Origin of the sequence: Cupriavidus taiwanensis, from assembly GCF_900249755.1 — a bacterium.
GTDB lineage: Bacteria > Pseudomonadota > Gammaproteobacteria > Burkholderiales > Burkholderiaceae > Cupriavidus > Cupriavidus taiwanensis_D.
Window position 1 is genome coordinate 1 of the sequence record NZ_LT976854.1, and the last position, 20,429, is coordinate 20,429.

General features: G+C 69.1%; 21 protein-coding genes. 7 read left to right on the top strand and 14 right to left on the bottom strand.

Annotated features, from left to right (window positions below; all coding sequences use genetic code 11):
• The first annotated feature begins 144 nt into the window (after window positions 1-144).
• Window positions 145-432 (top strand): GIY-YIG nuclease family protein, encoded by a 288-nt coding sequence (locus CBM2594_RS15890; RefSeq protein ID WP_116357811.1) that lies wholly within the window; start codon window positions 145-147, stop codon window positions 430-432.
• A gap of 60 nt (window positions 433-492) precedes the next feature.
• On the opposite strand, the gene CBM2594_RS15895 is transcribed toward CBM2594_RS15890, so the two are convergent.
• The gene (locus tag CBM2594_RS15895) at window positions 493-915 is read right to left on the bottom strand and encodes an organic hydroperoxide resistance protein (protein ID WP_116357812.1); all 423 of its coding nucleotides are present in this window, start codon (window positions 913-915) and stop codon (window positions 493-495) included.
• Between the two features lie 48 nt (window positions 916-963).
• Window positions 964-1,440 carry a MarR family winged helix-turn-helix transcriptional regulator gene (locus CBM2594_RS15900; RefSeq protein WP_116357813.1) on the bottom strand — a complete coding sequence of 159 codons (477 nt, stop codon included), beginning with the start codon at window positions 1,438-1,440 and terminating at the stop codon, window positions 964-966.
• Between the two features lie 182 nt (window positions 1,441-1,622).
• Between CBM2594_RS15900 and CBM2594_RS15905 the strand changes: the two genes are divergently transcribed.
• Window positions 1,623-3,089, top strand: coding sequence for a DegQ family serine endoprotease (locus tag CBM2594_RS15905; RefSeq protein WP_116357814.1), 1,467 nt, complete (start codon window positions 1,623-1,625; stop codon window positions 3,087-3,089).
• Window positions 3,090-3,361: 272 nt separating this feature from the next.
• The gene (locus CBM2594_RS15910) at window positions 3,362-3,694 is read left to right on the top strand and encodes a hypothetical protein (RefSeq protein ID WP_116357815.1); all 333 of its coding nucleotides are present in this window, start codon (window positions 3,362-3,364) and stop codon (window positions 3,692-3,694) included.
• Between the two features lie 170 nt (window positions 3,695-3,864).
• Here the strand turns inward: CBM2594_RS15910 and CBM2594_RS15915 are convergent, their stop codons facing one another.
• From CBM2594_RS15915 to CBM2594_RS15935, 5 genes are all read right to left on the bottom strand, one after another.
• Window positions 3,865-5,448 (bottom strand): MFS transporter, encoded by a 1,584-nt coding sequence (locus CBM2594_RS15915; protein ID WP_116357816.1) that lies wholly within the window; start codon window positions 5,446-5,448, stop codon window positions 3,865-3,867.
• Complete coding sequence (locus CBM2594_RS15920; protein ID WP_116357817.1) at window positions 5,445-5,933, bottom strand: MarR family winged helix-turn-helix transcriptional regulator; 489 nt, start codon at window positions 5,931-5,933, stop codon at window positions 5,445-5,447. The genes CBM2594_RS15915 and CBM2594_RS15920 overlap by 4 nt, the downstream gene beginning before the upstream one ends.
• Window positions 5,934-6,016: 83 nt before the next feature.
• Window positions 6,017-7,987: a transglutaminase TgpA family protein gene (locus CBM2594_RS15925; protein WP_116357818.1), complete on the bottom strand. Its 1,971-nt coding sequence runs from the start codon at window positions 7,985-7,987 to the stop codon at window positions 6,017-6,019.
• The gene (locus tag CBM2594_RS15930) at window positions 7,984-9,021 is read right to left on the bottom strand and encodes a DUF58 domain-containing protein (RefSeq protein ID WP_116357819.1); all 1,038 of its coding nucleotides are present in this window, start codon (window positions 9,019-9,021) and stop codon (window positions 7,984-7,986) included. The genes CBM2594_RS15925 and CBM2594_RS15930 overlap by 4 nt, the downstream gene beginning before the upstream one ends.
• A gap of 5 nt (window positions 9,022-9,026) precedes the next feature.
• Window positions 9,027-9,953, bottom strand: a complete 927-nt coding sequence (locus CBM2594_RS15935; protein ID WP_116357820.1) for an AAA family ATPase — start codon at window positions 9,951-9,953, stop codon at window positions 9,027-9,029.
• 264 nt (window positions 9,954-10,217) lie between these two features.
• Here CBM2594_RS15935 and CBM2594_RS15940 point away from each other — a divergent pair, with 264 nt between their 5' ends.
• Window positions 10,218-11,039, top strand: coding sequence for a phytanoyl-CoA dioxygenase family protein (locus CBM2594_RS15940; protein ID WP_116359640.1), 822 nt, complete (start codon window positions 10,218-10,220; stop codon window positions 11,037-11,039).
• Window positions 11,040-11,071: 32 nt separating this feature from the next.
• Here the strand turns inward: CBM2594_RS15940 and CBM2594_RS15945 are convergent, their stop codons facing one another.
• Together CBM2594_RS15945 and CBM2594_RS15950 are read right to left on the bottom strand one after the other, a co-directional pair.
• A complete protein-coding gene (locus CBM2594_RS15945; protein WP_116357821.1) occupies window positions 11,072-11,911 on the bottom strand; it encodes an IclR family transcriptional regulator in 840 nt (279 codons plus the stop codon).
• 104 nt (window positions 11,912-12,015) lie between these two features.
• Window positions 12,016-13,638 (bottom strand): MFS transporter, encoded by a 1,623-nt coding sequence (locus tag CBM2594_RS15950; protein ID WP_116357822.1) that lies wholly within the window; start codon window positions 13,636-13,638, stop codon window positions 12,016-12,018.
• Window positions 13,639-13,699: 61 nt separating this feature from the next.
• Here CBM2594_RS15950 and CBM2594_RS15955 point away from each other — a divergent pair, with 61 nt between their 5' ends.
• Window positions 13,700-14,686 (top strand): LysR family transcriptional regulator, encoded by a 987-nt coding sequence (locus CBM2594_RS15955; RefSeq protein WP_116357823.1) that lies wholly within the window; start codon window positions 13,700-13,702, stop codon window positions 14,684-14,686.
• Window positions 14,687-14,737: 51 nt separating this feature from the next.
• Here the strand turns inward: CBM2594_RS15955 and CBM2594_RS15960 are convergent, their stop codons facing one another.
• Both CBM2594_RS15960 and CBM2594_RS15965 read right to left on the bottom strand, forming a co-directional pair.
• Window positions 14,738-15,016: a hypothetical protein gene (locus CBM2594_RS15960; protein ID WP_116357824.1), complete on the bottom strand. Its 279-nt coding sequence runs from the start codon at window positions 15,014-15,016 to the stop codon at window positions 14,738-14,740.
• A 148-nt stretch (window positions 15,017-15,164) separates the two neighbouring features.
• Window positions 15,165-15,725: a YggT family protein gene (locus tag CBM2594_RS15965; RefSeq protein ID WP_116357825.1), complete on the bottom strand. Its 561-nt coding sequence runs from the start codon at window positions 15,723-15,725 to the stop codon at window positions 15,165-15,167.
• Between the two features lie 187 nt (window positions 15,726-15,912).
• Between CBM2594_RS15965 and CBM2594_RS15970 the strand changes: the two genes are divergently transcribed.
• Both CBM2594_RS15970 and CBM2594_RS15975 read left to right on the top strand, forming a co-directional pair.
• Window positions 15,913-16,368, top strand: a complete 456-nt coding sequence (locus CBM2594_RS15970; protein WP_116357826.1) for a MarR family winged helix-turn-helix transcriptional regulator — start codon at window positions 15,913-15,915, stop codon at window positions 16,366-16,368.
• Between the two features lie 131 nt (window positions 16,369-16,499).
• Window positions 16,500-17,204: a glycine zipper 2TM domain-containing protein gene (locus tag CBM2594_RS15975; protein ID WP_116357827.1), complete on the top strand. Its 705-nt coding sequence runs from the start codon at window positions 16,500-16,502 to the stop codon at window positions 17,202-17,204.
• A gap of 5 nt (window positions 17,205-17,209) precedes the next feature.
• Here the strand turns inward: CBM2594_RS15975 and CBM2594_RS15980 are convergent, their stop codons facing one another.
• The 3 genes from CBM2594_RS15980 to CBM2594_RS15990 form a co-directional block, all read right to left on the bottom strand.
• Complete coding sequence (locus CBM2594_RS15980; RefSeq protein WP_116357828.1) at window positions 17,210-18,757, bottom strand: acyl-CoA synthetase; 1,548 nt, start codon at window positions 18,755-18,757, stop codon at window positions 17,210-17,212.
• A 103-nt stretch (window positions 18,758-18,860) separates the two neighbouring features.
• A complete protein-coding gene (locus CBM2594_RS15985; protein ID WP_116357829.1) occupies window positions 18,861-19,571 on the bottom strand; it encodes a dienelactone hydrolase family protein in 711 nt (236 codons plus the stop codon).
• 106 nt (window positions 19,572-19,677) lie between these two features.
• Window positions 19,678-20,394 carry a phospholipase D family nuclease gene (locus CBM2594_RS15990; protein WP_232346639.1) on the bottom strand — a complete coding sequence of 239 codons (717 nt, stop codon included), beginning with the start codon at window positions 20,392-20,394 and terminating at the stop codon, window positions 19,678-19,680.
• Window positions 20,395-20,429 lie beyond the last annotated feature (35 nt).

The window sequence follows — 20,429 nt, forward strand, 5'->3', positions numbered from 1 at the left end:
GCCCGTGTGAAAGTAGGTCATCGCCAGGCTCTTATTGTGCAAAACCCCTCGACAGCGTTCGCTGCGAGGGGTTTTGTTTTTGGCGCGGCGCTCGCCTTCGCCAGAATGGCGTAATACCATTCCCGCAGCTCCCCATTTCCGCACATGTCCGCTGACTGCGCCTGGTATCTCTATCTGCTCGAATGCACCGGTGATTCCATTTACACCGGAATCACCACGGACGTGGCACGCCGTTTTGCCGAGCACCAGTCCGGAAAAGGCGCCAAATATACGCGCTCGCGCAAGCCCCTGCGCGTGCTCGGGCAGATGCGCTTTGCCACCAAGTCGGAAGCGTTGAAGGCGGAGATCGAAATCAAACGAATGAATTCGGCGCAGAAGCGGTCATTTTGCGCGCAGCTGCCTGCCCTCGAAACCGATCAACAGGCAGCGTGAGTTAAAAAAACGGCCAGCATCGCAATCGCGATGCTGGCCGTTTTTTCTAAGCCTGACGCGTCAGACCACGGTCAGCGTGACGTCGATATTGCCCCGCGTCGCGTTCGAGTACGGGCACACCTGGTGCGCCTGCTCGACCAGCTTTTCGGCAGCTTCGCGCTCGAAGCCCGGCAGCGAGATCTTCAGCTCGACCTGGATGCCGAAGCCTTGCGGGATCGGACCGATGCCGACCGCGCCTTCGATCGACGCATCGGCGGGCACGTTGATCTTCTGCTGGCTGGCGACATAGCGCATCGCACCCAGGAAGCAGGCCGAATAGCCGGCAGCGAAGAGCTGTTCCGGATTCAGGCCGTTGCCGGCACCACCCATTTCCTTGGGCACCGCCAGCTTGGCATCGAGCTGGCCGTCGGACGTGGTGGCACGGCCATCGCGGCCGCCGGTGGCGGTGGCATGGGCGGTATATACGACTTTCTCGAGTTTCATCTAAGGCTCCGGTTTGGTTGCCCGCTGGGGCGCTATCAAGGCCTGCCGTCAGTCCGGCAGGCTGGAATCGGTCCGCGCTTGTTCGAGCGTCGACCGCAGTGCGTGCAAGCGCCGCGTCAGTGCCTGGATCTCTTCGATCGGACATTGCGTGGCACATAACATCTGTTCAGGAATCGTCGTGGCGCGCTGACGCAGTGCGCGGCCGGCGTCCGTCAGGCTGATCAGGACCCTGCGTTCGTCAGCCGTGTCCCGCGTGCGGCTTACCAGCCCGGTCGCCGCGAGCCGCTTCAGCAGCGGCGTCAACGTGCCCGAATCCAGCGCCAGGCGGTCGCCGAGTTCCGAGACCGACAAGGTCTGCGTCTCCCACAATACCAGCATGACGAGATACTGCGGATAAGTAAGCCCAAGCTCACTTAGGATGGGCTTGTACAGCTTGGTCATTGCCAACGAGCTGGAATACAGCGCAAAGCATAGTTGGTGATCCAGCAAAAGCCAGTCGGTGGCGGGTTGGTTGTCGCGTTCCATGTCGATATATTAGACACAATTTGATTGTGTGCAAGATAAATTTTCGATCGCGGAGTTGGAACAAAGGGACAGCCGGCCGATGCGGGCCACGACCCTTAAGTCTGTTTTAAGTCTTGGTCGCTAGCATGACCCTGTCGCGTCGCATCGTGCCGACGCCAGATGCTAAAAGGAAAGGAACACCTATGATGCGCCAGACCATTGCTCGCACCGCCGTTGGTATCGCGGCCCTGGCCGCGCTCGGCGGCGGCTATGCCTATCTGCAGCGAGAAGTCATCACCCCGGGCTACGCCGCGCCCGCGCCCGTGGTGGCAGCGGCCCAGCCGGCAGATGCCGTGGCGACGCCGATGGATTTCTCCGGCATCGTCGCCCAGTACGGACCCGCGGTGGTCAATATCAGCGTGACCGCGCGCGCCCAGCGCACCGCGGTGCAGATGCCGCCCGGCATCGAACCGGACGACCCGCTGTTCCAGTTCTTCAAGCGCTTCGGCCCGCAGTTCCAGGGGCCGCAGGGCGGTCCGCAGCAACTGGTGCGCGGGCAGGGCTCGGGCTTTATCGTCAGCCCCGACGGCCTGATCCTGACCAATGCGCACGTCGTCGACGGCGCGCAGGAAGTCACCGTCAAGCTGACCGACCGGCGCGAGTTCAAGGCCAAGGTGCTCGGGACCGATCCGCAGACCGACGTCGCGGTGATCCGCATCGATGCCAGGGACCTGCCGACCGTGCGCCTGGGCGACCCGTCGCAGGTGCGCGTGGGCGAGCCGGTGCTGGCGATCGGTTCGCCTTACGGCTTCGAGAACACCGTGACCGCGGGCATCGTCAGCGCAAAGTCACGCTCGCTGCCTGACGACACCTACGTGCCGTTCATCCAGACCGACGTGGCCGTCAATCCCGGCAACTCGGGCGGTCCGCTGTTCAACCAGCGCGGCGAAGTGGTCGGCATCAACTCGCAGATCTACAGCCAGACCGGCGGCTACCAGGGCCTCTCGTTCGCGATTCCGATCGACGTGGCGACCAAGGTGCAGCAGCAGCTGGTGGCGCACGGCAAGGTCACGCGCGGTCGCCTTGGCATCAGCGTGCAGGAGGTCAACCAGGCGCTGGCGCAATCGTTCGGCCTGCCCAAGCCGACGGGTGCGCTGGTCAACTCGGTCGAGCCTGACAGCCCCGCCGCGCGCGCGGGCCTGAAGCCGGGTGATGTCATCGTGCAGCTGGACAACGACGTGATCGATCATTCGGGCGACCTGCCGGAGCACGTGGCCGACATCAAGCCGGGCACACAGACCTCGCTGAAGATCATCCGCAAGGGCCAGCCGATGACGTTGTCGGTGACGGTGGGCACTGCCCGCGACCAGGCGGTGGCGCAGAAGGCGGGCGGCAAGGAGGCCAACGGCCGTCTGGGGCTGGCCGTGCGCCCGCTGTCGCCGGCGGAGAAGCGCGAAAGCGGTATCGAAGGCGGCCTGGTGGTCGAGGACGTGACCGGTCCCGCCGCGCGCGTGGGCATCCAGCCCGGCGACGTGATCCTGTCGCTCAACGGCACACCGATCGGCTCGGTCGATCAGCTGCGCACGCTGGTGGGCAAGTCGGGCAAGCAGGTGGCATTGCTGGTGCAGCGCGACGATGCACGCATCTTCATTCCGCTCGATCTGGGTTGATTCTCGCGGGCACCGCTGCGTGCCCGCAAGCCGTTAACCAGCAAGGCTTCGACGCCTCCGCGGGCCGTATACCTTGACGTATACCTGCACGTATACCGACACGTATACGAACACGGTATACGGCCCGCTAAGCCTTACCAGAGGCGGGATTCAGCGCAACGAACTGCTTACAGAAAGCGCGCTAGCAGGTATCATCTCGACTGCGATGCACGAAGCATGCGGCGGCAGCCCCCGCCGGCCCTGGTTCTGCTGAATCGACAAAGAGGAAGTCTATGCAGTTGGATTTCACCCGTGCCCAGATGCCGGGTACCGATAGAGCGCGGCGACTGACGTCCACGACGTCTGCCACCGGCTCCGCGCCGAAGTCCCGGCGGCGCAAGAAAGAGGTGGCCCCGCACTGGGAGCGCGGCTACCGTTCGCACTTCTACCGCAACGAGCGTGGCGACAAGCTTGGCGAAGTGCGCCTGTCCGAGCGCGGCGAGCTGCCGGTGGTCTACCACTGGGCCGCCGGCAACTACTCCGGCGCGGAAGGCTCGCTGGCCCACGCCCGTGCGCGCGTGGAAGAGACCATCGGTTTCGGCATGCGCCAGCTGTCGCTGTTCTGAGCAGGATCTTCGCCGGTGCCGCGTCCGCCGGCACTGCGACCCGTCCGCGCCAACCGTTGCGCGCGGTGCCTTCGCTTCTCCCTGATCTTCCCCAGCCGTCCCTGCAGTCCCAGGCGTAGCCGACAGCCTGCGCAGTCCTTGCCAGCCCGACGTCGCGATGCACGCAGCGCTTACGCCAGCCGCCGCTGCAACAGCATGTACGCCGCCGCGCCGAGCGCCAGTACGGCAATCAGCCGATAGATATCCTCGCAGGCAATCAGCGTGGCCTGCTGCGTGACCAGTGCGTTCAGCTGCGCCAGCGCGCCCTGATGTGCCTGCGCCGCATCGAAGCCGCGCGCGGCCAGCGCGGCCTGCATTCCCGTCATCCAGTGCCCGGTCTCGGCGGGACGCTGGCCGATCGCGTGCAGCAGGCTGTCGTGCACCGCGAACTGGCGGTTTTGCAGCAGCACCGCACCCAGCGCCGAGGCAAAAGAACTGGCGATCTGCCGCATCAGGTTCTTGCTGCGGTAGCCGTGGGCAAACGCATCCGGGCTGAGCGCGCGGAAGGTCAGCCCGGCGATGGGAATGATCACCAGCACCCCGAACAGACCCTTGCCGACCAGTCCCCACACCAGCGCCGACGGCCCGGCATCGGGCGGCATCTGCGCAAACCACCATGCCGTGGCGGCCATCAGCACCAGGCCGGCCACCATCAGCGGCTTCTTGCGGGTAAGGCGCGGCGCGAGCCACAGGTAGACGAAGATGCCGGCCAGGCTCACCAGCGCGGCAAAGGTGTTGAGCCAGCCCGTGGTCGCCAGCGGAATCCTCAGCGCCTGCTCGGCATAGATCGGGAACAGGTAGCCGCTGAGGTTGCTGATCATGTAGTACACGAAGTACATCGCCAGGCCGGCCAGGTACACCGGCTGGCGCAGCGCGCGCAGGTGCAGCACCGGTGCGCTGTGGTGCCACTGGTGCCACAGGAACAGCGCCAGCAGTACTAGCCCGGCGGCAGCCACCAGCATGAGGCGCAGCGGATGCGAGAACACGTCGAAGCGCGCCTCGGTCAGCGCCGCCTGCAGCGTCACGATGGCGGCGCCGAACAGCAGCAGCGGCCCGAGCGCGGGGCCGTCGGCGTCGGCGCGCGGCTCGGCATCCGGCAGCAGCAGCCACGCGCCCAGCGCCGCCAGCGCGGCGAACGGCAGCACGCCGTAGAACACGTCCTGCCAGACCCCGTGCTCGATCAGTTCGGCGGCGAAGGCCGGGCCCAGCGCCGACGCCGTGAAGATGCCGATCATGAAGATGCGCGTGGCGCGCGGCCGCTCTGCCGGCCCGAACAGGACGTTGACCAGGATGCGGCAGCTGGTGAACAAGGCACCGCCGCCGACGCCCTGGATAAAGCGCGCCACCACCATCTGCGGCAGCGCATGGCTGGTCGCGGCGACCACCGTGCCGGCCATGAACAGCAGCAGCGCGCCGGTCAGGTAATCGCGGTAACCGAACCGGCGCGACAGCCATTGCTGCTTCAGGATCATCAGCATGCTGCCCACCGCATAGGCCGCCTGCGCCAGCGCAAAGCTGCGCGGATCGGCGTCGAGGCCGCCGACGATATGGCTGGAGGCAAAGATGAACATGATGTTCTCGAGGAACTCCACGCCCGTGGCCAGCGCCAGCAGCAGCATCAGCAAGGTCTGCCGCTGCCGGCGGCTCAGCCAGCGCAGCCACCGCATGCCGGTGCGCAATCGCCACAACGGCCGCCAGGGCCGGGCCGGGTTCATGGCTGCGGCGCCTCCAGGGTCTGGTGCAGCAGGCCCAGCGCGCGGGTGGCGCTGGCCAGCCCGCTTGTGCCGAGCGGCGCCCAGGCCTCGCCATACGCCGCATGCACGGCCGGCGCGGCACGCTCGAGCAGCCGGCGGCCGGCCGGTGTCAGCGTCAGCTCCAGGCTGCGCCGGTCGCTGGCCGAGGCACGCCGGCGCAGCAGCCCGCGCGTTTCCAGGCCATCCAGCAGGCGCGTCATCTGCGTGCGCGTGGCATCGAGCGTGGCCCCCAGTTCGGACGGCATGCTGGGCTCGCCCTCATCGACGGCCAGCATGCTCAGTACCAGGTACTGGCTCATGTCCAGTTCAAAAGGCGCCAGGGCCTGGTCGATATGGCCGCGCAGCAGGCGCGCGGTGCGCAGCAGCAGCCGCGAGGCCAGGATCAGGTCGCGCGGGGCCTCGGGGTGGGTCGCGCAAAAGCGGTCGATGCGTTGCTCGAAGGACATGGCGGGGCGGCGGATTAATCACGCCTGATATAGTTACAGATGTAATTATATCAAATGTAGCGAATCGCCGATGCGCCCGCCCGCTAGCGACGCAATGCCGCCGAGATCCGGCGAATGCCGTCCCGCATCGACGCCAGCGCCTGTGCCTGCGTCTCGGCCGGCAGGTTGCCGTAGCGCTGGCTGACATAGGCGGCACTGACGCCGGCAATCGCCGCGCCGGCGCGCGGCAGCTGCGCGCTGGCCCGCGCGGCAAAGTCCTGCGGGCCTTCGGCCGGCGCGCGCGTGCAGCCGTGGCGGGCCAGCACGGCGCAGAAGCGCGCATAGACCGCGCCGACCGGGTCAGCCGGCGCGCGCCGCCGCCACAGGGGCACCAGCGCCAGCAGGCACAGCATGCCAAGCACGGCGGCCAGCAACGGTCCGGCCCCGGCGCTGGTGCCGAGCGCCTGCAGCAGCCGCTGCTGCCGGGCATGGTCGTACTGCAGCACCCAGCGCTGCCAGGTGTAGACCATGCCCTCGTAGGCCCAGCGCAAGTCCTTCAGCCATGCCGGCTGCCGCGACGGACGCCAGCCGGCGGCTTCGCTGCCGACCACCGCATCCAGCCCCTGCTCGATGCGGCTGGGCGCGACCGCGCTGGTCGGGTCCACGCGCATCCAGCCGCGGCCGTCCAGCCAGACCTCGGCCCACGCATGCGCGTCGGACTGGCGCACCACGTAGTGGTTCGCCATCGGGTTGTACTCGCCGCCCTGGTAGCCCGTGACCACGCGCGCGGGCACGCCGGCGGCGCGCATCAGGAATACGAAGCTGCTGGCGTAGTGCTCGCAGAAGCCGCGGCGGGTGTCGAACACAAAACTGTCGATTTGCTCGGCGCCCAACGGCGGCGGGGTAAGGGTATAGGCGAACGGTGCCGCCGCGAACAGCCGCAGCGCGGCCTGCACGCGCGCGGCGGGATCTGCGTGGCGCTGGGCCCATTGCGCGCCGAGTGCGCGGGCGCGCGGGTTGCCGGGCGGCAGGCCCAGGGCCAGCCGCCGCGTGGCCGGCGGCAACGCCTCCGCCGGCGGCGACAGCGTGGAATGGGTGCGATAGCGGATGCGCTGGTCCACCGCCCGGCGCGCCATGAACTCGCCGTCGGGCGTGATGGCGGCATCCGTGCCGCCGGCCAGCGCCTGCCCTCGGTCGAGCGCGAACAGCCAGCGCTGCCGGCTGGGCTCGAGCGTGATGCTGATGTCGATGCCCGCGGCGCTGCCGGCGCCGGCCGCGGGGGACAGCTGCTGGCGCCGCAGCCGCGACGGATGCCAGGCGGTGCCGTCGTATTCCCACAGCACCAGCGCGCGCCAGTAGAGCGCGGCCGCGGGCAACGGCTGGCCGGCGATTTCGGCGCGCAGGGCGATTTCGGGCGAACGGATCAGTTGCCCCACGCTGCCCGGGCGCATGGTGTCGCTGATGCCGGTGGTGCCGCTCTGCGCCGATTGCGGCAACTGCCACAGCGGGTGCTCCAGGCGCGGGAACAGCACGAACAGCGCCAGCGCCCACGGCAACCCCAGCAGCGCCATGCGGCCCAGCAGCGGCCAGATCGCCAGCCGGCTGCGCGCCTCGGGGTGATGCAGCAACAGCCAGTTGCGCAGCACCCAGGCGCCGATCGCCAGGCTGTACAGCGCCAGCCAGAACGGCTGGTCGGACAGGTACAGCGTCAGCAGCAGGTAGAACGACAGCTGCGTGACCAGCGTCGCGTCCGACAGCGCGCGGCATTCCAGCAGCTTGAGGATGACAAAGGCGCCCAGCAACGCCACCGCCAGCTCGCGACCGATGCCGCCGCCGTCCTGCCACACCAAAGCGCACGCCACCAGCAGCACCAGCATCGCGGTGGTGCCCAGCATCCAGCGCGACGGCAGCGGCGCGCGCCGCCGCCACAGCAGCCAGCGCCACGCCAGCAGCAGCACCAGCAGCAGGCTGACCGCCACCGGCAGCGTGCGCGCCTGCGGCGCCAGCACCAGCGCCAGCTGGCCCAGCAACAGGCCGTGGTCTTCATGCCGCAGCGGCCGGGCGGCGGGTTTCATGCGGGCTGGGCGGCGCGGCGGACGCCGGGGTGTTGCGGCCACAAGGCCAGCGCTTCGAGGCAGGCGCGCCGGTGGCTGGCGCCGCGCGCCGGCGGCAGTTCGATACCGGGCAGGCGCAGGCCGATTTCGACCTCATCGCCGGCGGCGAGCAGCCACGCGCACAGGCGCGACAGCCGGGCCTCGGCCTCCATGCCGGCGGGCAGCGCGTGCCAGTCCAGCCAGCGTGCCGGCTGCCGCGGCGGGTCGCCGGCGCGGCTGAGCCAGCGTCCGGTGCGCGCGCTGTGCTTCCAGGCGATGCGGTGCAGCGGGTCGCCGCTGCGGTAGCGGCGCAGCTGGTCGATGCCGTCTTCGCTGCTTGCGGCACTGGCGGCCGGGTGCGCACCGTCGCCATCGCCGGGGCGATGCGCGGGCGGCGGCGGCGGCGCGCCGGGCTCCGGCGCGGGATAGACCAGCGTCGACAGTTCCAGGTCCGCATGGCTCCAGACCCGGAACAGCCCGAACGGAAAGCGGCTGGAGATGGTCGCGCGCGGCAGCGCCAGGCGGCCGCGGCGCGGCGCCGGCACGTGCAGCGCCAGCATGCCGCTGGCATTGGCATCGAGCGTCAGCGTTGCGGCGGCCACTTCCGGCAACGCGGGCAGGCGCGCCTCGATGCCGATGCGCGCGTCGCCGCCGCGGCTGTCGACGCGCAGGTGGAACACGGCGTCCTGCCCGGCATGGACCGCGGCCACCGGTCCCGCGGCCACGGCGAGGTCGAGCAGGTTGCGGTAGGCCAGCCACAGGCACGACATGCCGATGCCCGCCAGCATGAAGGTCAGCGCAAAGCCCAGGCTGATGTTGTAGTTCAGCGAGGTCATCAGCATCGCGGCCAGCACCACCGCAAAGCCGACCCCGCCGCGCGTGGGCAGGATATAGAGATGGCGGCGGTCCAGCAGCACCACGCCGCCGGCGCCGCCCGCGGGGCGCCTTGCCGCGCGGCTCCGGGCGAGACGGGGGAGGCGCGGCGCGCCGCCAAGCACGCCCTTGCGCGCCGCCATGGCCTTCAGGGAATCGCCACGCCGGCCAGCAGCGCGGCCAGCTGGCCGTCGACGGCCGCATTGCCGCCGGCGCCGGCGGGCAGCAAGCGGTGCGCGGCCACGGCCGTGAAGACCGCCTGCACGTCTTCGGGCAGCACCAGGTCGCGCTGGGCCAGCAGCGCCCAGGCGCGCGCGCATGCCAGCAGCGCCAGCCCGGCGCGCGGCGACAGCCCCGCGGCAAAGCCGCCGTGGCTGCGCGTGGCCTGCACCAGCGCCAGCACGTAGTCGACCAGCGCCGGGCTGGCGTACACCTGCGCGGCCGCTTCCTGCAATGCCAGCACCTGGCTGCCATCCATCACCGGCGGCAGCTCGGCAGCGCTGGCGCCGCCCAGGTACAGCACGCGCTCGAAGGCGGGGTCGGGGTAGCCCAGCGACAGCCGCATGGTGAAGCGGTCCAGCTGGGATTCCGGCAGCGCATGGGTGCCGATCTGCTCCAGCGGATTCTGCGTGGCGATGACGAAGAACGGCGACGGCAGCGGGTGCGTGGCGCCGTCATGGGTCACCTGGCGCTCGGCCATGGCCTCGAGCAGCGCGCTCTGGGTCTTGGGCGGGGCGCGGTTGATCTCGTCGGCCAGCACCACCTGCGCGAACACGGGGCCGCGGTGGAAGCGGAATTCGCCGGCGTCGCGCACGAAGACCGAGACCCCGATCAGGTCGGCCGGCAGCAGGTCGCTGGTGAACTGCACGCGCTGGTAGTGCAGCCCCAGCGTGCGCGCCAGCGCATGCGCCAGCGTGGTCTTGCCCACGCCCGGCACGTCTTCCAGCAGCAGGTGGCCGCGCGCCAGCATGCAGGCCAGTGCCAGCCGCACCTGCTGCGGCTTGCCAAGAACAATGCGGCCCAGCTGGGCCTGGGCCTCGGCCAGCGAAGCGACGATGCGGGGGCGTGCAGTCACGTGGGACCTCGGCGCAAGAGCGCAGGAAAACGCGGGGGATGCAGGCATTATCGGGCAAAGACCAGCGCATTGTAGCGGCGCGCACGGCATGCGCTACCGTCTGTTGCCGTACGCAGGCAAGCGATGGCCCGGCGCGGCCTGCAGGATGCGGATGCGGCGCCTGCGCCAGATGGCGCGGGTTCTGGCATCATGAGCCTGTCGGGCCACCGCGGCCCGGTTCCATTTTTCCGCCTCTTTGCGCGGCCCTGCGCCGCGCCTGCTGCAATGACCTCGCTGGATCCCTGCGCCGACCTGCCTGCTTCCACCCTGTCCGCCGATCCCGGCGCGCTGCCGCGCCTGGTGCATGCCTTCCATGCCAACGGTTTCGTGATCCTGCGCGGCTTTGCCGACGAGCCGGTGTGCGCGGCGCTGGAGGCCGTGACGCGCCAGCATCTCGCCGCGGCGGTGCCGCCGGTGGAATTCGAGGCCGACCTCGGCTATCCGGGGGCGCCGCCCACGCGCGATGCCGCCGGCGGCGGCACGGTCAGGCGCCTGCGCCAGGCCTACGGGCGCGATGCGGAATTCCGCCGCTGGGCCAGTGATCCGAAGCTGGTGTCGGTGGTGCAGGCCTTGCTGGGCGAGCCCGCGCGCATCACGCTGGCGCATCACAACTGCGTGATGACCAAGCATCCGCACTACGGCAGCCAGACCGGCTGGCACCGCGATACGCGCTACTGGTCGTTCGCGCGTCCGGAACTGGTGACGGTGTGGCTGGCGCTGGGCGACGAGGACGAGCGCAATGGCGTGCTGCGCGTCATCCCCGGTTCGCACCAGGCGAAGCTAGAGCCCGGCCAGCTCGACCCCGCCGAATTCCTGATCGAAGCGCACCCGGCCAGCCAGCCGCTGCTGGACGCCGCGCAGCCGCTGTCGCTGCATCGCGGCGATGTGCTGTGCTTCGACAGCCGGCTGTTCCATGCCGCCGGCCGCAATACCTCCAACGCGGTCAAGCTGTCGGTGGCGTTCGCGTATTTCGGCGCGAGCAACCGGCCGCTGGACGGCACGCGCTCGGCCGAGTTCGGCAGCGTGGAACTGCACCCGGCGGACTAAACCCGGCGATCTGAACCCGGCGCGGCGCCCGCTCAGGTGCGCAGCCCGACCAGCCCGGAAATTTTCTCGGAAGCTTCCAGCAGCGGCGGCAGGAAGCGCTCCAGCATCTCCTGCGCGCTGGTGCGGTTGGCCTGGCCGCTGATGTTGATGGCGGCGATGGTGTGGCCGGCGCGGTTGCGGATCGGCGCGGCCAGCGACACCAGCCCTTCTTCCAGCTCCTGGTCGTTGAGCGCCCAGCCGCGCTGGCGGATATCGGCGACGATGGCCTTGAGCGCGTCCACGTCGGTCACGGTGCGCACGGTGCGCGCGCGCAGCTCGGAGGCGCGCAGCACGCTGTCGAGCTCGGGCTCGCTCAGCCCGGCCAGCAGCACCCGTCCCATCGAAGAACAATACGCCGGCAGGCGGCTGCCGATCGACAGGTTGATGGTCATGATCTTGCGCGCCGGCACGCGCAGCACGTAGACGATCTCGGTGCCGTCCAGCACCGAGATCGAGCAGCTTTCATGCACCTGCTGCGACAGCGTCTCCATGATCGGCTCGGCCAGGTTCCAGAACGGCATCGAGGTCAGGTAGGCGAAGCCCAGGTCCAGGATCTTGGGCGTGAGCCGGAACAGGCGCCCGTCGGCCTGCACATAGCCCAGCCCCACCAGCGTCAGCAGGATGCGGCGCGCGCCGGCGCGGGTCAGGCCGCTGGCCTGGGCGATTTCGGTCAGGGTCTGGGCCGGGTGCTGCGCGTTGAAGGCGCGGATCACCGACAGCCCGCGTGCAAAGGACTGCACATAGCTGTCGCTCGGCTTTTCGGGCGTGGCGGCGCTGTCGGCGGTCGGTGATGCTGGCGGCGGGGTCTGGCGGGGATCGGTGGGACTGGCCATCTGCGTAGCCCGGCGCGGTTCGCCGGATTGGCACGGAAAGGCCGAAAGGGTAGAGGAAATGCCAGGATTGCGCCAGTGCCGGCCCCAACCGGTTCCGCGTGGCCTCAGCGGAAGCTGCGCTGCGCCAGCACGAACACCGCCGCCACCACGCACAGCGCGGCAAAGCCATGCAGCAGGTCCATGCCGGCGAGCAGCGTGGCCTGCCGGTCGACTTCCTGCGAGAGCCTGGCCAGGCCCGATGCCGACAGCGCGTCGGGCAACTGCAGCGCCGGGTTGAAGCGGGTGACATGCTCCACCAGGTGGGTGCGGTGCTGCGCCAGGCCGTCCTGCATGAACACGCTGGCCAGCCCAGTGCCCATTGCCGAGGCGATCTGCTTGCACACATTCTTGAACTGGTAGGCGTGCGAGAAATCCTCGACCGGCACGTCCAGGTAAGTCATCGATGCCACCTGCACCATCACCAGCACCGGCGTCAGCCCTTCCAGCAGCACCACCGGCACCAGCGCATAATCCGGCGCGCCCGGCATCAGCTGGCGCGACAGCAGCATCGCGGCGCAGGCGTAGACGACAAAGCCGATCGCGATCACGCGCCGCTTGCGGAACACCAGCGCCATGCCCAGCGTGATCACGATGGCGCCGATGGCCGACACCGTGCCGCTGGTCGACAGCAGCATGCAGGTGGTGCGGAAGGTCAGCCCCAGCCCGGTCTGCGTCAGCGCCGGCAGCAGGAACGACCACGCCGACGACAGCAGGTAATACAGCGTGTAGAAGCCCAGCCCGTACAGGTACTGGCGCCCCGCCAGGCGCGAAAAGTCGATCCACGGGTCCGGGTGGCGGTACAGCCGCCAGCCGCTGAAGGCAAACAGCGCCACCCCGCACAGCGCGGCCAGCGGCATCTCCAGCGAGCTGAAGAAGCGCGTGTAGCGCATTTCCTGCAGCGTATGCAGGAACACCAGCGCGCCCAGTGCCGCGGCGATGGCGGCGGGCCAGTCCAGCGTCGATACCGGCGGATGCGGATCGCGCGCGGCGCGCGTCGGGTAGGTCAGCGCGACCGACAGCAGCACCGGCAGCGCAATGCCGGCCTGGAACAGGAACACCGCGCGCCAGCCGATATCGTCCAGGAAGATGCTGGTCAGCCACGGCGTGATCGCCAGCATCGAGAACGAGCCGCCGCCAAAGCGCAGCATCAGCGGGGCGCGTTCGGCCGGCGTCGACACCAGCTGCACCAGGATGCGCGACGCCGCGAACAGGCCGCCCGCGCCCAGCCCCTGCACCGCCTTGCCGGTGATCAGCCCGGCGGGGCTGGCGAATTCGGCGCAGATCAGCGAGCCGAGGATGAAGACCAGCAGCGAGCCGATGGTGAAGCGCTTGTACGTGGTGCGGCGCGCAACCTGGTCCAGCACCATGTTCATCAGCACCGCGGTGGCCGCGTAGGCCGACACCGCGTACAGGTAGTCTTCCGGCGCCGCCCCAACGCCGCCCTGGATATGCTGGCTGGCCACGCCCATCATCAGCGTGGAAGAGAAGTCGATGCCGGTCACCAACCCCAGCGTCAAACCGAACAATGAAAGACGCCAGTGACCCATTTCGGGGTGACTGGCGAGTTGCATGCGCGGGCGTTGAGCGGGGATGGCGGGCGTGACGGCGGACGCTGCGGCGGGGGCTGAGGCGGCCGGCATGGCGGAAGCTAGCGCGTCCGCTCCGGCCTGGACGGGCGTTTGTTGCATCGCTCAAGCATAATGTAGGCCCACCGTCGAGAACTACAGCTTGTCAGGGAAACATTGTCCGGTGAACGAAACAATCCAATGGAATGACTGGGAGGCGTTCTGCTGCGTGGTCGAGCAGGGCACGTTCACGGCCGCGGCGGAGCAGCTCGACTGTCCCAAGTCGCGCGTGTCGGCGGCGGTGGCGCGGCTCGAGACCGCCATCGGCGCCAAGCTGCTGGAGCGCACCACGCGCCGCATGCGCCTGACCGATGCGGGCAAGGCGGTGTATCGCGATGTCGCGCCGCTGTTCGCGCGGCTGCGCGAGATCCGCCAGGAAACGCTGGCGCGCGAAGAGCGCGTGCAGGGGGTGCTGCGCATTGCCACCCCCTATGAATTCGGCGCGCAGCAGCTGGGCGGCGTGATCTGCCGCACGCTGGCGGCGCACCCCGCGCTGGATGTGGCGGTGGAAATCACGCAGGGCCTGGTCGACCCGATCCGCGACGGCTATGACGTGGCCTTCGTCATCGTCGACGCCGACCTGCCTGATTCCGGCACGGTGGCGCGCCGCATCTACCACGTCGAACGCGGCCTGTTCGCCGCGCCGGCGCTGGCGGCCAGCCTGCCGGCGCAGTTGCGCCCGGAAGACCTGGCCAATATGCCGACGCTGACCACGCCCGGCGACACCGTCTGGGAATTCACCCGCGACGGCCAGTCCGTATCGGTGCCGATCCGCCCGCGCATGCAGACCCACAACGCCGAGCTGCGCCTGCAGGGCGCGCTGGCTGGGCTGGGCATCGCCCGGCTGTCGGTGAATTATTGCGAGGCCGAGATCGCGCAAGGGCGGCTGGTGCGGGTGCTGCCCGACTATCCGCTGCCGCCGCTGCGCGTGTTCGCGCTGCTGCCGGACCGGCGCCTGCAGCCGCGCAAGGTGCGCGCCTTCATGGAAGCGATCGAATCGATGATGGTGTCGGAGCTGCCGCCGGAGGGGGAGGCGGAGACGGCACGGGATGCCGGGCTGGATACAGCCGTCGACGGGCCGGCACCGGGAGAGGCCCGCACGGCGGGTTGAGGGTCGCCGGCGAGCCGCCACGGCCGGGGCCGTGGCAAGGGAACTTGCGGATCAGGCGCCGTCGGTAAACGCGTTGCGGCGGTCGGTGACGTTGGCGCCGTCGGTGAACGGGTCCGGCTTGCCGGTGCGGGCGCCATCGGTGTAGGGGTCGGGCTGGCCGATGCGGGCGCCGTCCAGGAACGGATCGGGCTTGCCCACATGGGCGCTGCTGCCGTCCAGGCGAGCGAGGTCGGAAACCGGTTCAGAGGCGTGGGCCGCGGCGGCAAACGACAGGCCGGCGGCGCACAGCAGGGAAAGCGCCAGGGTGCGGCGCTGGATAAGGGTCTTCATGGTGTGTGGTCCTTCTTGGCAGAGCGTGGCGTCCGCGCCACGTTGCCCTGTAATGTAGGACTTCACACTGGTCAGAAAAAGTGCGGCTGCGCGAAACACTGTCCAAGGCCGCGAACAATGTCGCGAATCGTCACCCGCCGCCTTTGCCTTAATGCAGGCCGATAATGCCGGCCCCGAGCCGGGCAATGACCATCAGCAGGATCTGCGCAATCACGAACAGCACCAGCGGCGAGACATCGAAGCCGCCCAGCCGCGGCACCACGCGCTGGATCGGGCGCAGCACCGGTGCGGTCAGGTGGTCGATGGCCGGCGTGATCGGCGAATGCGGGTTGACCCACGACAGGATCGCCATCAGCAGCGTGACCCACATCACCAGGCTGATGGCCCACTTCAGCACGTACAGCACCGCGGTCAGCAGCATGGCGGGCACGAAGCCGGGCAGGTCGATGCCGCTGATCAGCGCGACCAAAGCCAGAAACACCACCGCGGTCAGCCACGCCGCCAGGATGGTGGCCCAGTCGATGCCGCCCACGCCCGGGATGATCCGCCGCAGCGGCCGCACCAGCCAGTCGGTGATCTGGAACACGCCCTGCGAGACCGGGTTGCGCGTGGGCAGCCGCGTCAGCTGCATCCACACGCGCAGCAGCAGCGCCATGCCGAACAGGGTAAAGACGGTATCCAGCAGGAAGAGAGCGATTTCCGAGAACATCGGTGCGTTTTCCGGTGACGGGTGAAGGTGTCTGCAACCGCACAGATTCTGCCATAGCCGGGCGCGCGCACGGCGCAAACCGGGATCCGCTGCCGGTGTGCCGTGCGGCCCCTATAATTGCGAGCGCCCCGCCCGGGGCTTGCGCGGATTTCCGCGCCATCCTTTCCTTTCGCGTTTTTTGCCGCCCATGCCCAGCAAGTCCGCCTCGTCGCCGCATCCCGCCCCGCTCAGCAAGGCCGACTTCGAGGCACTGTCCGACTTCCGCTACCAGCTGCGCCGCTTCCTGCGGTTCTCCGAAGACGCGGCGCGCGAAGAAGGGCTGACGGTGCAGCAATACCTGCTGCTGCATATCCGCGGCTGTGTCGACAAGGACTGGGCTTCGATCGGCGAACTGGCCGAGCGCCTGCAGGCCAAGCAGCATGGCGTGGTGGCACTGGTCAACCGCTGCGAGGCCGCCGGGCTGGTCAAACGCAAGCTCAATGCCGAAGACCGCCGCGTGGTGCAGGTGCACCTGACCGCCAAGGGCGAGCGCTACCTGAACCGCCTGGCCATGCTGCACCGGACCGAGCTGGAATCGCTGCGCGGCGCGTTCCGCGTGGCCCGCATCACGCAGTTCAACGACGACGGCGCGGAGCGCGGCTGAGCCCCGCCAGGCCGGCATCGCTACCCGTTACAGGCGGTTACCAATCACAAGCTCCGGTGACACCCGCTGGCCGCCGGCGGCCCTAGACTCGCGCGCATTCCCCAACACGCGCAGCGCGCAGGAGTCCTGACATGTCCATCCCCCTTCGTTCGGTTGTGCTTGCGGTGCTTGGCGCCGGTGCGCTGGCCGGGTGTGCCACGCCGTATGGCTACGACAACGGCTATGGCGCAGGGTATGGCGGGGGCTACGGCGGCAGCTATGGCAGCAACGGCTACAGCAGCAACGGCTACGGCAGCACGGGCTACGGCAGCGGCACCACCATCAGCGGCTACCCGACGCAGCAGGGCTATCCGCAACAAGGCTATCCGCAACAGGGATACCCGCAGCAAGGCTATCCGCAGCAGGACTACCCGCAGTCTTCGTATCCGCAGCAGCCGTATCCCCAACCGTCCTACCAGGACGGCGGCTATGGCAACGGCTACGGCAACCAGGCCTACGGCGTGCGCTACGGCTGGGTCGAAGGGATCGAAATGCTGCCGGGCCAGCCGCCGTCGACCAGCGGCGCCGGCGCCGTGGTGGGCGGCATCGTCGGCGGGCTGCTTGGCCACCAGGTGGGCGGCGGCCGCGGCAATACCGTGGCGACCATCGGCGGCGCCGTGGCGGGCGCGGTGGCCGGCAACGAGGTCGAGAAGCGCACCGGCACCAGTGCCCCGGCCTACCGCGTGCGTGTGCGTACCAGCGACAACGCCTACCTGACGCTGACCCAGGCCAACGCCTACCAGATGCGCATCGGCGACCGCGTCAGGATCGAGAACGGCGTTGCCGTGCCCTACTGAGCCCTTCAGTCCGCGCCGAACAGCTGCGCGTAGTCCTCGCGCAGCTGGCGCTTGAGCAGTTTGCCCGCGGTATTGCGCGGCAGGTCGGCGACGAACACGATGCGCTTGGGCACCTTGAACGGCGCCAGCGCCTGGCGCGCATGCGCGATCAGTTCGTCCTCGGTGGCGGCTTCATGCCCGCGCTTGCGCACCACGCACGCCGTCACCGCCTCGACCCACTTCGGGTGCGGCAGCGCAAAGACCGCTGCCTCGGCGACCGCGCCATGGGTGTACAGGCACTCTTCCACTTCGCGGCTCGACACCAGCACGCCGCCCGAGTTGATCACGTCCTTGATCCGGTCCACCACGTACAGGTAGCCCTCGGCATCCATGTAGCCGAGGTCGCCGGAGTGGAACCAGCCGCCGGCGAAGGCTTCGGCGCTCTGCTCCGGCTTGTCCCAGTAGTGCGTCAGCAGCTGCGGCGAGCGATGCACGATCTCGCCCAGCTCGCCCGGCGGCACGTCCTGCAGGGTTTCATCGACGATGCGGGTCTCGACGTTCAATACCGGCCGCCCCGCCGACGCCGGCCGTGCGGCGTGCTCGTCGGGCCCCAGCACCGTGGCCAGCGGCCCGATCTCGCTTTGCCCGTAGCAGTTGTAGAAGCGCAGCGCCGGCAGCTTCTGCTGCAGCTCCAGCAGCACCGGCACCGGCATGATCGAGGCGCCGTAGTAGGCCTTGGTCAGCGCACCCAGCCGGGCCGGATCGAACTCCGCATGGCGCAGCAGCGCGATCCATACCGTCGGCGGAGCGAAAAAGCTGGTGATGCCCTCGGCGTGGATGGTGCGCAGGCAATAGCCGGCTTCCGGGCTGTCGGCGATCAGCGTGGTGCCGCCGCACAGCAGCAGCGGCATCAGGAACACATGCATCTGCGCCGAGTGGTACAGCGGCAGCGCCGCCAGCGAATAGTCCGACGCGCGGATATCGCAGGCGGCGATGGTGCTGACGTATTCGGCCAGCAGCGCCCGATGCGTCAGCACGGCGCCCTTGGGCGCCGAGGTGGTGCCGGAGGTGTACAGGATCTGCGCGGGCGCGGTTTCGGCGAGGGCGTCCGACACCGGCACTGCGGGACCATCGGCAGCAGCCGCAAGAATATCGGTGCGGCGATCGCCGCCATGCAGCGTGCCACGGACCTTGCACGGCAGGCCGTCGACGCGCTCGGCCAGCGCCGGGTCGCAAAAGACCGCGCTGGCGCCCGATTGCGTGACGATGTATTCGGCCTCGGCGCGCGTCATCGAGAAATTCACCGGCACATGGATCAGGCCGCTGCGCAGGCAGGCGAGCCACAACAGCACATAGGCGTCGGAATTCTTGCCGAAGGCGGCGACCCGGTCGCCGGGACGCAGGCCCCATTGCGCCAGCGCGCCGGCCACGCGTGCAGTGGCGTCATCGAGCTGGCGGAAGGTCCAGGACCGGTCGCCGAAGCGGATCGCGGTCTTGTCCGGGCTGCGCCGCACGGCGCGGGCGATGGCGTCGGGGATGGTGTTGCGCAGGGCGCGCTGCTGCTCTGACTGCATGGTGGTCTCCATTGTTATGGTTTGGGGTCCAGCAAGTCTTGAAGCCAAGCGCCGAGGATAAGGGCTGCCGGCTTGCCATGGCAAGCCGGCCCCTCTCGGGGGACTACAGCGCTGCCGACAGGAACACCAGCGCGCGCCCGTGCGCCAGTGCGGCGCTGGGCTGGTGGTAGGAGCCGCGCGCCCAGCAGTTGAAGCCGTGGTCGGCCTGCGGGTAGACGTGGATCTCGGTGGCGGGTTTGCCGGCCATCGCGTCGCGCACGGCCTGTACGGCGTCGGACGGGATATGCGCGTCGAGCGCGCCGTAGTGGAACTGCACCGGCACGCGGATGTTCGCGGCTTCCTGCAACTGGTTCTGGATGCCGCCGCCGTAGAAGGGCACGGCGGCATCGACCAGTCCGCGCGCCGCGCTCAGGTACGACAGCAGCCCGCCGAAGCAGTAGCCCACCGCGGCCACCTTGCCGGCGCCGGTATGCTGGCGCAGCACCTGCACCGTGGCCGCGATATCGTCGAGCGCGGCGGCCACGTCCACCGCCTTGCGCAGGGCCATGGCGCGCGCCATGTCGTCGCCCTCGTAGCCCAGCTGCACGCGCGGGGCCTGGCGCCAGAACACGTCCGGCGCCAGCACGGCGTAGCCGTCGGCGGCGTACTGGTCGGCCACCGCGCGGATATGTTCATTGACGCCGAAGATCTCCTGCAGCAGCACGATGCCCGGCGCGCCGGGCTGCACGCCCGCCGGCGGCAGGCTCAGGTAGGCATCGAAGCTGCCCGCGGCGGTGTCGACGCGGATCCACTGGCTGTCGGGAATGGCTGTCATGGCGAAGAGTTCTCCGGAAAGGACTTGGCAGGGGTTGCCGCAATGTCAGCTCGCCAGTGTGCCACCGCGCGCCGCTTCGTGCAGGCGGTCCGCGCCGATGCTGCCCTCAGTACGCGCGCGACTGCCGGTAGCGCTTGTTCCAGTTGTCGGTATAGGCCTTGACCACCGCCGCGTCGCCGCGGATCAGCATGCCGTTCTCGGCGTTGCGCTCCTGCGCAGACTTGGTGAAGTTGAACGACCCGGTGAAGACCGCCTGGTCATCGAACACCATCACCTTGTTATGGGCGATCGCGGGCTTGTTGTCGATCACCACCGGCACGCCGGCGTGCTTGAGGAAGGTGGCGCTGGTATAGCGCTCGCTCTGCTGGCTCTTGTCCAGGATCACGCGCACGTCGACGCCGCGCCGGTGCGCCTGCGCCACGGCTTCGGCGATCGGCGCGCTGGTGAACGAATAGGCCTGGATCAGCAGGCGATGGCGCGTGCTGCGGATCGCATTGATCAGCAGCGCCTGGCAACTCGCGCCGTCGGGAACGAAGCACAGCGTGTAGCCGCTGCCATCGGCAAAGGGTTTGGCCGGCAGCGGCTTCGCATCGGGCGGCTGGGCCGGTTGCGCGGGCTTGCCGGTGTGGGCGGGGAAGTGGTTGGCGACGGCTTCGTTGAAGGTCTCGCTGATGCTGTTGGCGATGGTTTCGGACACCTGGTCGAAGGTCGATGCCGAACGGGCGTGCGCCAGCAGCGCGAAGGGACTGAACGAAGTGAAGGCCGACAAGGCGGCGGCCAGGCCCAGGCCCAGCACGGCCCGGCGAATGAATCGATAAGTCACGGCGGATCTTTGCGTCGGTGAAGAACAGCGTGCGC